Annotated in this window: 11 protein-coding genes, 1 pseudogene and 1 other annotated feature; of the genes and pseudogenes, 3 read left to right on the top strand and 9 right to left on the bottom strand. The window is 56.0% G+C overall.

What is annotated here, in order from left to right:
- Positions 1 to 123 precede the first annotated feature (123 nt).
- The 7 genes and pseudogenes from ABFI50_RS21310 to ABFI50_RS21280 form a co-directional block, all read right to left on the bottom strand.
- On the bottom strand, positions 124 to 852 hold the full coding sequence (locus ABFI50_RS21310) for a mechanosensitive ion channel domain-containing protein (protein WP_323189860.1): 729 nt from the start codon (positions 850 to 852) through the stop codon (positions 124 to 126).
- Between the two features lie 107 nt (positions 853 to 959).
- Positions 960 to 1380: pseudogene (locus ABFI50_RS21305) on the bottom strand (hypothetical protein).
- A gap of 266 nt (positions 1381 to 1646) precedes the next feature.
- Positions 1647 to 2456 (bottom strand): tryptophan synthase subunit alpha, encoded by an 810-nt coding sequence (gene trpA, locus ABFI50_RS21300; RefSeq protein WP_347485037.1) that lies wholly within the window; start codon positions 2454 to 2456, stop codon positions 1647 to 1649.
- Complete coding sequence (gene trpB, locus ABFI50_RS21295; RefSeq protein WP_014884100.1) at positions 2456 to 3649, bottom strand: tryptophan synthase subunit beta; 1194 nt, start codon at positions 3647 to 3649, stop codon at positions 2456 to 2458. The genes trpA and trpB overlap by 1 nt, the downstream gene beginning before the upstream one ends.
- A gap of 10 nt (positions 3650 to 3659) precedes the next feature.
- Positions 3660 to 5018 (bottom strand): bifunctional indole-3-glycerol-phosphate synthase TrpC/phosphoribosylanthranilate isomerase TrpF, encoded by a 1359-nt coding sequence (trpCF, locus tag ABFI50_RS21290; protein WP_347485034.1) that lies wholly within the window; start codon positions 5016 to 5018, stop codon positions 3660 to 3662.
- Positions 5019 to 5021: 3 nt separating this feature from the next.
- Positions 5022 to 6617: a bifunctional anthranilate synthase glutamate amidotransferase component TrpG/anthranilate phosphoribosyltransferase TrpD gene (gene trpD, locus ABFI50_RS21285; RefSeq protein WP_014884098.1), complete on the bottom strand. Its 1596-nt coding sequence runs from the start codon at positions 6615 to 6617 to the stop codon at positions 5022 to 5024.
- Positions 6617 to 8179, bottom strand: a complete 1563-nt coding sequence (locus tag ABFI50_RS21280; RefSeq protein WP_347485033.1) for an anthranilate synthase component 1 — start codon at positions 8177 to 8179, stop codon at positions 6617 to 6619. Before ABFI50_RS21280 ends, trpD begins: the two co-directional genes overlap by 1 nt.
- A gap of 25 nt (positions 8180 to 8204) precedes the next feature.
- Positions 8205 to 8299: a sequence feature (Trp leader region), on the bottom strand.
- Positions 8300 to 8459: 160 nt separating this feature from the next.
- On the opposite strand from ABFI50_RS21280, the gene rnm reads away from it, so the two are divergent.
- The 3 genes from rnm (at position 8460) to rluB (ending at position 10933) form a co-directional block, all read left to right on the top strand.
- Entirely contained in the window at positions 8460 to 9341 is an 882-nt protein-coding gene (gene rnm, locus ABFI50_RS21275; protein ID WP_045281236.1) for an RNase AM, read from the top strand.
- Complete coding sequence (locus ABFI50_RS21270; RefSeq protein ID WP_003856793.1) at positions 9338 to 9958, top strand: L-threonylcarbamoyladenylate synthase; 621 nt, start codon at positions 9338 to 9340, stop codon at positions 9956 to 9958. The genes rnm and ABFI50_RS21270 overlap by 4 nt, the downstream gene beginning before the upstream one ends.
- A gap of 96 nt (positions 9959 to 10054) precedes the next feature.
- Complete coding sequence (gene rluB / locus ABFI50_RS21265) at positions 10055 to 10933, top strand: 23S rRNA pseudouridine(2605) synthase RluB (protein WP_014884095.1); 879 nt, start codon at positions 10055 to 10057, stop codon at positions 10931 to 10933.
- 35 nt (positions 10934 to 10968) lie between these two features.
- Here rluB and cobO read toward each other — a convergent pair whose 3' ends face one another.
- Positions 10969 to 11559, bottom strand: coding sequence for a cob(I)yrinic acid a,c-diamide adenosyltransferase (cobO, locus tag ABFI50_RS21260; protein ID WP_023337380.1), 591 nt, complete (start codon positions 11557 to 11559; stop codon positions 10969 to 10971).
- A complete protein-coding gene (locus ABFI50_RS21255) occupies positions 11556 to 12317 on the bottom strand; it encodes a YciK family oxidoreductase (protein ID WP_014884093.1) in 762 nt (253 codons plus the stop codon). The genes cobO and ABFI50_RS21255 overlap by 4 nt, the downstream gene beginning before the upstream one ends.
- Positions 12318 to 12333: the final 16 nt, after the last annotated feature.

Raw genomic sequence — 12333 nt, 5'->3', positions numbered from 1 at the left:
GCGATGAAGACGCGAGTCTGAGCAGTTAAGCTTCACTGATAACAAAAAACCCGCCGAGTGCGGGTTTTTTTATGGCTCCAGGAAAATTGTTATTCTGTTTAGCCGACCTGTTTTCAGAGACAATTATCCTTCACCCGGAGGCGGGATGCGGTCCCGAAGGCTGTATTCCTGTGATAAACGCCAGAAATCATGACCAGCCGGATGCTGATATAAGCGGAGCGAGAATTGACCGGCGACAGCGGTGATGTATTCAAATATCGCTGACTGGGTATTTTCATACTCCATCCACAGTACGGATGAGGTAAAACAATAAATTTCCAGGGGAATACCCGACGGCGTAGGCTTTAGCGTTCGCACGACAATATACATATCTTTGATAATATCAGGCCGATCGGCGAGCCATGCCATCAGGTAGTGCCGAAAAAGCGTTAAATTTGTCAGGCCATTATCCATAAACCAACTGTCCGGTACGCCCATGGGGTCACGCCCGTCGATGAGCTTTGCCAGCGGTTCATTCGTGCCGCGCAGGGCCAGCATCGGGGCCAGCGTTTCCTGAGTGAGGAATTTAACTGAGTGCTGATCGATAGTGGTGCTGCGCATAATCCGGCGCGCCCCTGACGAAAACATGGCCTGCCAGTTGGTATACGTTTCGGTCAGGAAGTTTTTGGTCGGGATACGCGAGATTGTGTTATCCCAGTTACGGATGGTAATGGTGTGCAGCGCTATGTCGGTCACTTCGCCACTCAGGTTCTTATCGGGCATTTCAATCCAGTCCCCCAACTGCAGGACATCATTTGACGAAAGCTGGATATTGGCCACGAGCGAAAGCAGGGTGTGCTGAAAGACTAACATCAGTACGGCTGCTACGGCCCCGAGGCTGGAAATAATGATCGCGGGGGATTTATTCGACATGACGGCAAGGATCATGATCGCAGCGATGATGTGGATAAATATTTTCCCTATCTGGATATAGCCTTTGATAGAGTGATTTTTACGCTTCGTCTTGCGTAAATAAGAGCTGTTGACAATATCCAGCATCTCATTGAAGAAAACCGACAGAAAAATAAAGAATAGAATCCCACAGATGGTATTTATTGCCGTCACCAGCGATGCCGGCATATTGGGCATAAACTGCAGGACGTAATAAACGATAATAACCGGAATGAAATTCGACAGCTTCTCGGCAATACGACGATCTTTTTCCAGCGGGACATCCTGTTTATGGCTGGAAAAGAAGACCTTACGAACGATTTTTATGAGCAGGAATTTGCACATCAGGTGCGCAAAGAAACCAGAGATGACCAGCAGAATAAGATTAAATCCAATGGCCAGAGCCGGATTGCTTTCTATGAATGTTAATAAATAATCCAAGTACACCACCGCTTATCGCCTGAATCGTATGCCATTTTGTATTTACCTCATTCAGGAGATAAATACAAAGATTTAACCAAATCATATAATGGCATATCCGGTACAGGCAAGTCCACGACCTGAATCCTAAGCCGCACCGAGCTATTTTGTTGCGGTCAGTAACTTTATTTTCAAATTGGTTCCAGGCGATAAAAGCAGGTGAATGTGCGTGGAAGTGCCCAGAATGGCGGCGCTAAAGAAACACCGTCTGGCGGCGAAGCCAGACGGTGGAGAGGTTACGCTTTGCGCGTTGCCGCTTTCATTGCGCTGACAAAGTTTTTCAGCTCAGCCAGCATTTGCTCTGGCTTGTCCACGTTCTTCTCAATGATTTTAACGATAGCGGAGCCTGAGATTGCACCGGCTGCGTTAGCGTCAATCGCCGCGGTGACCTGGTCGGGAGATGAAATCCCAAAGCCCTGCAGTGGAGGCGCGGCATGGTACTCAGCCAGCTTTTCGACCAGATGATGCAGAGGCAGCGCCGCTTTGTTCTCCGCGCCGGTTACACCCGCACGGGAGAGCAGGTAGGTATACCCGCGACCATAGGAGGCAATCTGGCGCAGCAGTTCATCATCGGCGTTTGGCGGGCAGATTAAGATAGGTGCCACGTTATGGCGCATCGCCGCCTGACGGAACGGCGCAGACTCTTCTACCGGTACGTCTGCCACCAGAACGGAGTCGACACCCACGCGCGCGCACTCGGCGTAAAACTCATCAATACCACGGTTAAACACCAGGTTGGCGTACATCAGCAGGCCAATCGGGATCGTCGGATGCTTCTGGCGGATCGCCGCCAGCATCTCGAAGCACTGAGTGGGCGTCACGCCTGCGGCAAACGCGCGCAGGGTGGCGTTCTGGATGGTCGGGCCATCCGCCAGCGGGTCAGAGAACGGAATACCCAACTCCAGCGCGTCGGCACCCGCTTCAATCAGGGCGTCGATAATCTTCAGCGACTGCTCCGGACCAGGGTCGCCCAGCGTAACGAAGGGAACGAACGCGCCTTCCTGGCGGGATTTCAGTTCGGCAAATGCATTATCGTAGCGTTCCATCAGATTTCCCCTCGTGCTTTCAGAATATCGTGAACGGTGAAGATGTCTTTGTCACCGCGACCGGACAGGTTAACGACCAGCAGTTGCTCTTTTTCCGGGTTCTCTTTCATCATTTTCAGCGCGTGCGCCAGGGCGTGGGAAGACTCCAGCGCCGGGATAATCCCTTCGCTGCGGCACAGCGTTTTGAAGGCTTCCAGCGCTTCGTCATCGGTAATAGAAACATAATCCGCGCGACCCGTGCTGTTCAGATACGCATGCTGGGGTCCAACGGACGGGAAATCCAGGCCCGCAGAGATAGAGTAGGACTCTTCAATCTGGCCTTCCTCGGTTTGCATCATTGGCGATTTCATACCGAAGTAGATCCCCACGCGGCCATGCTTCAACGGTGCGCCATGTTCACCCGATTCAATGCCGTGACCGGCAGGCTCGACGCCAATCAAACCCACGCGGGTGTCGTCGATGAAATCAGCAAACATGCCGATGGCGTTAGACCCGCCGCCGACGCAGGCGATCACCGCATCCGGCAGACGACCTTCTTTTTCAAGGATCTGCGCTTTGGTCTCTTCACCGATCATGCGCTGGAATTCGCGCACGATGGTCGGGAACGGGTGCGGACCCGCCGCGGTACCGAGCATGTAGTGCGCGGTTTCGTAGCTGCCAGACCAGTCGCGCAGCGCTTCGTTACAGGCATCTTTCAGCGTCGCGGAGCCGCTGTGCACCGGGATCACTTCCGCCCCCATCAGGCGCATACGGAACACGTTCGGAGACTGACGCTCAACGTCTTTCGCACCCATGTAAATGCGACATTTCAGGCCGAGCAGGGCGCTGGCGAGCGCAGAGGCTACGCCGTGCTGGCCTGCACCGGTTTCAGCAATAATTTCGGTTTTCCCCATACGCTTCGCGAGCAGCGCCTGGCCGAGAACCTGGTTAGTTTTATGTGCGCCACCGTGCAGCAGATCCTCACGCTTGAGATACAACGTCGTGTTTGTGCCTTCGGTCAGGTTGCGACATTTCGTCAGCGCTGTCGGACGGCCCGCATAGTTTTTCAGCAGGTCGGTAAATTCCGCCTGAAATGCCGGATCTTTCTGCGCACTGACGAACGCCTCTTCCAGCTGGCGCAGGGCGGGCATCAGGATTTGCGGGACGTACATCCCGCCGAACTCACCAAAATACGGGTTAAGTAATGTCGTCATCTTCTCTTCCTTAATATGCACGCAGAGTGTTAAAAACCGAGGCCAGTTTGCTGGCATCTTTAATACCCGGTTGTGACTCTACGCCTGAATTGAAATCGAGGCCTGCGCAGCCCGCTTTGGCGGCTTCCACGCAGTTATCCGGGCTTAATCCACCCGCCAGCAGGACGTTGTCCAGCTTTTCGCCATTTAGCAGTGACCAGTCAAAACGCTGACCCGTACCGCCCTGGCCGTTATCGAGCACATATTTATCAACATGATTCAGGTTACGTGCGGGCAGGGTGGTACCCACGCTTTGCGCTTTCCAGATCTGCACCTGAGGGGCGAGGTCTGCACGCAGCTTATCGATGTAGGCTTGATCCTCATCGCCATGCAGCTGCACCGCACTCAGGGATAACGTTTCGGCTTTTGCCACGACGTCTGCGATATCCGCATTACGGAACACGCCCACATAGCTAAGCGGCGCTGCTGCGATCACATTGCGCGCCTGTTCCTCACTGACGGCACGAGGCGAGGCGTCAACAAAGATCAGGCCGCCGTAAATGGCCCCCGCGTCATACGCCGCCAGGGCATCCTGTTCGCGAGTTAAGCCACACACTTTGTTTTCACCGAGCAGGACGCGACGCACCGCGGCGTTAAGGTCGTCATGTTCCATCATGGCGGAACCAATCAGGAAACCGTTGGCGAAGTGGCTCAGCTCGCGCACCTGAGCGTAGCTGTTAATGCCGGATTCGCTGATTACCGTGACGCCAGAACCCAGACGCGGCGCAAGCTGGCGCGTACGGTTCAGGTCAATCGACAGGTCGCGAAGATCGCGGTTGTTAATGCCGACCACTTTGGCTTCCAGCGCGATGGCGCGCTCCAGTTCTTCTTCATTACTTACTTCGGTCAGCACGCCCATGTTCAGACTGTGCGCTACGGCAGACAGCTGGCGATACTGCTCGTCGTCAAGTACCGAGAGCATCAGCAGGCAGGCGTCAGCCTGGTAAAAACGCGCAAGCCAGATCTGATACGGGTCGATAATAAAGTCTTTGCACAGGATCGGCTGCGGCGCGATGCCGCTGACGATGGGCAGAAAATCGAAGCTGCCCTGGAAATATTTCTCATCCGTCAGCACGGAGATGGCGGACGCATGATGCTTATAAATACCGGCGATACGCGCCGGGTCGAAATCGTCACGAATAACGCCTTTTGACGGAGAGGCCTTTTTGCACTCCAGAATAAAGGCGGTGCGTGCGCCCTGCAGGGCGTCATAGAAACGACGGCTGCTGGGAACAACATCATTCTTGAAACTGGCAAGCGGCTGCTCTGCTTTGCGGGCTTCCACCCAGATGGCCTTATCGGCAACGATTTTCGCTAAAACGGTCTGCATTCTTTACCCTCTTGCCGCAAGTGCGGTAACGCGATCGTAAGCTGCACCGGAGCGCAGTACATCCAGAACTTTTTGGGCGTTAGCCTTCAGGTCTTCCTCACCGTGCAAACGCATCAGCATGGCGACGTTGGCTGCCACGGCGGCCTCATGCGCGGCCTCACCTTTACCTTGTAGTAAGCGCGTCAGAATGTCACGGTTTTCTTCTGGCGTGCCGCCCGCCAGCGCGTCCTGATGATAGGGTGTTAAGCCGAAATCAGACGCCTCGAGCTGATAGCTAAGCACTTCGCCGTTGTTCAGCTCGGCCACAAGCGTCGGTGCATGGAGAGAAACTTCATCCATACCGCCGCTGTGTACCACGGCGGCACGCTGGTAACCCAGGACGCGCAGCGTCTCGGCAATCGGCAGGACCAGCTCAGGGCTGTATACGCCAATCAATGCCAGCGGCGGATGGGCCGGGTTAATCAGCGGACCGAGCACGTTAAAGAGCGTGCGGGTTTTAAGCTGCTGGCGCACCGGCATCGCATGGCGGAACCCGGTGTGGTACTTCGGCGCGAACAGGAAGCAGACGCCCAGGTCATCCAGCGCTTCGCGGGAACGTTCGGCATTCATGTCGAGGTTAATACCGAACGCGGCCAGCAGATCGGAGGAGCCAGACCGACTGGAAACGCTGCGATTACCGTGTTTCGCCACCTTCATCCCGCATGCCGCCGCCACAAAGGCGCTGGCAGTCGAAATATTGATACTGTTGCTGCCGTCGCCACCGGTACCCACGATATCGGCAAACGGGTAGTCCGGGCGCGGGAACGGGGCGGCATTTTCCAGCAGGGCCGTGGCGGCACCGGCGATCTCCTGCGGGCTTTCGCCGCGCACTTTCATGCTCACCAGCGCCGCGGCCAGCTGTTCAGGCTTCAGCTCGCCGCGCACTACGGCGGAGAAGAGCTGGTGGCTCTCCTGCTGGCTAAGGGTCTGCGCCTGGTACAGTTTCTCCAGAATCGGTTGCAGGGTATTGGTCTGCTCCAGCTTCTGTAGCGCCCAGTCGAGGGTCTGCTCCAGCAGACGGGCACCGTGTGACGTCAGGATCGATTCCGGGTGGAACTGCATGCCGCAGACGCGATCCGCATCGTGACGTACCGCCATCACCATCCCTTCAAACGAGGCATTAATCGTCAGCCCGGCGGGAATATTACTCCCGACCAGCGAGTGATAGCGCGCAACCGGAAGTGGATTCGGTAACCCGGCAAACATCGCCTGGCCGTCATGTTCAATGCTGGAGGCTTTACCGTGCAGGATCTCGCCCGCCTGGCCGACATAGCCGCCGTAAGCTTCAACGATCGCCTGGTGACCGAGGCAGATGCCGATAATCGGTAGCTTGCCGCGCATACGGGTCAGCAGCTCCGGCATACAGCCTGCTTCACTTGGCGCGCCCGGACCCGGGGAGAGCATCAGCACCGGGTTTTGCATGGTCGCCAGACGGTCAATCAGGGTCTGCGCCGGTACGTGGTTGCGGTAAATAACGACGTTATGGCCATTCGCACGCAGCTGATCTGCCAGGTTATAGGTAAAGGAGTCGATATTATCGAGCAGCAGAATGTCAGCCATCAGAAAATCTCCTGTGCATGATGTGCGGTAGCAATGGCGCGCAATACCGCGCGAGCCTTACTGCGGGTTTCGTCAGCTTCAGACTGCGGAACAGAGTCGAGAACAATCCCGGCGCCGGCCTGGACGGTGGCAATTCCGTCTTCAACGTAGGCAGAGCGGATCACGATGCAGGTATCGAGATCGCCGTGGGCGGTGAAGTAACCTACCGCGCCGCCGTAGCTGCCGCGACGACGACCTTCGGCAGCGGCAATCAACTGCATCGCACGCACTTTCGGCGCGCCGCTCAGGGTGCCCATGTTCATGCAGGCCCGATAGGCGTGCAGCACATCGAGGTCGCTGCGCAGTTCACCCACCACGCGGGAGACCAGATGCATGACGAAGGAATAACGGTCGACTTTGGTCAGATCAGCCACGTAACGGCTACCCGGCGTGCAAATACGCGCAAGGTCGTTACGCGCCAGGTCAACCAGCATCAGATGCTCGGAGAGCTCTTTGTGGTCAGTACGCATTTCCAGTTCAATGCGGCTGTCGAGATCGCGATCCAGTGAACCGTCGGCACGACGGCCGCGGGGGCGGGTGCCCGCAATTGGGTAGATCTCAATCTGGCGGCTTTTAGCGTCGTATTTCAGGGAGCTTTCCGGTGACGCACCAAACAGAGTGAAATCATTGTCCTGCATAAAGAACATGTAAGGGCTCGGGTTACTCTTTTTCAGCACATCGTACGCTGCCAGCGGCGACGGGCAGGGCAGAGAGAAACGACGGGAAGGCACCACCTGGAAAATTTCCCCGGCGCGAATCGCTTTTTGCATCTGGCGAACCACGGCCCCGTACTGATCGTCGGTCTGGTTAACCTCACACGTCATCTGCTCGACGCGCTGTACCGGCAGCGCAGGGGGCGCCTCCGTCATTTGCTGCTGGAGTTGAGCGATGCGATTTTCGAGGCGCTCTTTCTCAGCCGCGGACGGCGTGAACAGGCTGGCCTGGATGCGGGTGTATTTTTTCTGATGGTCGATCACCAGCAGGGTCTCGGCCAGATAGAAGCAGTAATCCGGGCAGCGGTTACCCTGCTCGGTTTTCGGCAAATCTTCAAACCCGGCGACCAGGTCATATGCAAACAGCCCGCCGAAGAACATCGCTTCACGCTCATCTTCCGGCACGGTGACCAGATTTTGCAGCAGGCGGAAAGCGTCGAAAACGGACAGCGAGCAAAGGCGGGCATCTTCGTCCAGCAGCTGGCTTACCGGAGGAAAATGCAGAATTCGCTGGTCCGGGTGACGTTTATTCTCGATGCCCGCAGGCAGGGCAGCATCGAGCAGCGGCAGCAGCGATGCGCCATTGTCAGAAAGCGCCTTGATGGTGACAGTGTCACCTAACGCGGTAATGCGCAGCGCGCTGTCGACCAGCAACAGGCTTTTAAGATCGTCCTTGCTGTCGATATCTGCAGACTCCAGCAGCAGCGTTGCCGGACGTGCGCCGCACACCTGATGAAACAGCGCGGTCGGGTTGTGGCGATAGGCCGCCTCGCAGGTCAGCAGGTCGAGATGGGGTTTGGCTGTTTGCATGTTGTTGTTCTCATTTATTCTGTTCAAAAAAAAGCCCGCTGGGTAGCGGGCTGGGTATCTGTTTGCATTTCGCAGACGCGTGACACTGCCCGAAAATCAGGAAGTGCGCCACCAACCGTGCAGAGTGAAATGTGCTGTCATTTTCAGATACCTTTCTCGTGTGAACTTGCGTACTAGTTAACTAGTTCGGTGGCGAGTTGTCAACCCTTGATTTCAGAATTTCGCGTTAAGTCGGTATCATGGCGGTTTCGGATGTCTCCAACCTGTTATGGGAAGTGCTTTGAGCGATACCACCTACGCCATTATTTATGATTTACACAGCCATACGCAGGCTTCTGATGGTCTGCTGACACCCGAAGCCCTGGTTCATCGCGCGGTTGAGATGCGCGTCGGCACGCTGGCGATAACCGATCACGATACCACTGATGCCATTCCGGCAGCGCGCGCTGAGATTGCCCGCAGCGGGCTGGCGCTGAATCTGGTCACCGGGGTCGAGATCTCAACCGTCTGGGAAAACCATGAAATTCATATCGTTGGTCTGAACATCGATATAGAACATCCGGCACTTGTAACGTTTTTGCAAGAACAAAAAACGCGCCGCAACCAGCGAGCGGAGATGATCGGTGAGCGTCTGGAAAAGGCGCATATTCCGGGCGCGCTGGAAGGGGCGCAAGCGCTCGCGAACGGTGGGGCAGTCACGCGCGGTCATTTCGCCCGTTTTCTGGTTGAAGCGGGCAAGGCAACGACCATGGCGGATGTTTTTAAAAAGTATCTGGCGCGCGGGAAAACCGGATACGTTCCGCCACAGTGGTGTACAATAAAACAAGCTATTGATGTGATTCATCATTCTGGCGGTAAGGCCGTGCTGGCCCATCCGGGGCGGTATAATCTTTCTGCTAAATGGCTGAAAAGACTGCTGGCACACTTTGCTGAATGCGGTGGCGAGGCGATGGAAGTCGCCCAGTGTCAGCAGGCACCCAATGAGCGTGCGCAGCTTGCGACTTATGCTCGCCAGTTCGGCCTGACAGGGTCGCAGGGCTCTGATTTCCATCAGCCCTGCGCGTGGATTGAACTGGGGCGCAAGCTTTGGTTACCGGCAGGCGTTGAGCCGGTCTGGCAGCTCTGGGAACAGCCGCAGCAAATTGAAGAGAGGGAAGTATGAGTCAGTTTTTCTATATTCATCCGGATAACCCGCAGCCACGTCTGATCAATCAGGCCGTGGAGATCGTCCGCAAAGGCGGCGTGATTGTTTACCCGACCGATTCTGGCTACGCGCTGGGCTGCAAAATTGAAGACAAAGGGGCGATGGAGCGTATCTGCCGTATTCGCCAGCTTCCGGACGGCCATAACTTTACGCTGATGTGTCGCGATCTCTCTGAGCTGTCGACCTATGCGTATGTTGATAACGTGGCGTTTCGCCTGATTAAAAACAACACGCCGGGTAACTACACCTTCATCCTGAAAGGGACGAAAGAGGTTCCGCGCCGCCTGTTGCAGGAAAAACGGAAAACCATCGGGATGCGCGTGCCGTCCAACCCGATTGCGCAGGCACTGCTGGAAACCCTCGGCGAACCGATGCTTTCGACTTCGCTGATGCTGCCGGGAAGTGAGTTTACCGAGTCCGACCCGGAAGAGATCAAAGATCGTCTGGAGAAGGTGGTTGAGCTGATTATTCACGGCGGCTATCTCGGTCAGCAACCGACCACCGTGGTCGACTTAACCGAAGATGCGCCAGAAGTGATTCGTGAAGGCGTGGGCGATGTTAAGCCTTTCTTGTAGAGGTGTAAGCAGATATACTACGCGGCCATCAAAGCAGGGCTCGGCCCTCTTTTGACCTGATTCGACGCCTGTGAAGGCGACACCTGAGGAAGCTCAATGAGCGAGAAGTTACAGAAAGTGCTGGCGCGCGCCGGCCACGGTTCGCGCCGTGAAATCGAAGCCATTATTGAAGCGGGCCGCGTGAGTGTGGACGGTAAAATCGCCACGCTGGGTGACCGCGTAGAAATCGTACCGGGGCTCAAGATCCGCATCGACGGTCATCTTATCTCCGTGAAAGAGTCTGCTGAACAGATTTGCCGCGTGCTGGCTTACTATAAGCCGGAAGGCGAGCTGTGTACCCGCAACGACCCGGAAGGTCGCCCGACGGTGTTTGACCGTCTGCCTAAACTGCGAGGTGCGCGCTGGATTGCCGTGGGTCGTCTGGACGTTAATACCTGCGGCCTGCTGCTATTTACCACCGACGGTGAGCTGGCAAACCGTCTGATGCACCCAAGCCGTGAAGTGGAACGTGAATATGCTGTGCGTGTCTTCGGCCAGGTTGATGAAAATAAACTGCGCGACCTGTCGCGTGGCGTTCAGCTGGAAGACGGTCCTGCAGCATTCAAAACCATCAAATTTACCGGTGGTGAAGGGATTAACCAGTGGTACAACGTCACCCTGACAGAGGGGCGCAACCGCGAGGTGCGTCGTCTGTGGGAAGCGGTAGGGGTTCAGGTTAGCCGCCTGATTCGCGTTCGTTACGGCGACATTCTGCTGCCAAAAGGTCTGCCGCGTGGCGGCTATACCGAACTGGATCTGACCCAGACCAACTACCTGCGCGAGCTGGTGGGGCTAACGCCGGAAACCACCTCAAAAGTGGCGGTAGAGAAAGATCGTCGTCGTATGAAGGCGAACCAGATCCGTCGTGCGGTGAAACGCCATAGCCAGGTGAACAGCAGCAACCGTCGCTCTGGCAGCCGGAATAACAACGGTTAATCTAAAAGCCCGGTGAACGCACCGGGCTTTTTTCTTTAGTAATCAATCCCAGGCTGCGCTTTGATACCTGCATCAAATGCATGCTTGACCGGACGCAGCTCGCTGACGGTATCTGCCAGTTCCAGAATATCCCGATGACACCCACGACCCGTGACGATTACCGTCTGATGTGCAGGGCGGTTTTTCAGTGCATCCAGCACGGCATTCAGCGGCAGGTAGTCGTAGGCGACCATATAGGTGATCTCGTCCAGTAGCACCATATTGAGCGTCGGATCGGCCAGCATTCTTTTGGCGTGCTCCCAGACAGCAAGGCAGGCTGCGGTGTCGGTTTCCCGGTTCTGCGTGTCCCACGTAAAACCGGTTGCCATCACCTGAAACTCAACGCCGTGAGGTTCCAGCAAATTGCGCTCCCCATTGGGCCATTCGCCTTTGATAAACTGGATTACGCCCACTTTTTGCCCGTGTCCGACGGCGCGGGTGGCGGTGCCGAACGCGGCGGTGGTTTTGCCTTTGCCGTTGCCGGTAAATACGATGACGATCCCTCGCTCGTCCTGGGCTGACGCAATGCGCGCATCAACCTGTTCTTTCAGACGCTGCTGGCGCTGCTGGTGACGTTCTTCACTCATTGCGAAATCCCCGGTTTACGGCCCGGTTGGGCATCAAAAGTCATTCCGGTTTTGCGACGGCTGTCGTCGCCCATTAGCCAGAGATAGAGTGGCATAATATCGGCCGGGGTTTTCAGCTTCTGCGGATCTTCTGTCGGGAACGCGCTGGCGCGCATTTTGGTGCGTGTTCCGCCCGGATTAATGCAGTTTACGCGCAGATGGCGGCTCTGATATTCCTCCGCCAGCACCTGCATCATACCTTCGGTCGCAAATTTAGAGACAGCATATGCCCCCCAGTTTGCGCGCCCCTCACGGCCTACGCTGGAAGAGGTAAAGACCAGAGAGCCTGACTCGGATTTGAGTAATAAAGGAAGCAAGGCCTGGGTGAGGAAAAAGGTGCCGTTGACGTTAACCTGCATGACCTGCTGCCAGATATCAGGATCCTGCTCATCCATTGGACGAACTTCGCCTAACAACCCGGCGTTATGCAGCACACCGTCCAGACGTGGATAATGGGTGCTGATACGTTGGGCTAATTCCTGACATACCGCTGGCGTACAGGTCAGTAAATCAAGAGTATACCAGGGGGCCGGTATGCCACCTGCCGCTTCAATTTCCTGAGCGACACCTTTGAGTTTTTCTTCGTTGCGACCGATCAGAATAACGCTCGCGCCATATTCAGCATACGTCAGGGCCGCTTCGCGACCAATACCCGCGCTGGCACCGGTGACAAGAATGATCCGGTTCTGCAGCAGGTTTTTTTGCGGTTGATAGTGCACGGTGACTCCTCAGGCG

The sequence above is a fragment of the Enterobacter sp. HNDS-6 genome, from assembly GCF_039850505.1.
In the GTDB taxonomy this organism is placed as follows: Bacteria; Pseudomonadota; Gammaproteobacteria; order Enterobacterales; family Enterobacteriaceae; genus Enterobacter; species Enterobacter kobei.
This window is presented reverse-complemented; position numbering and strand designations above follow the sequence as displayed.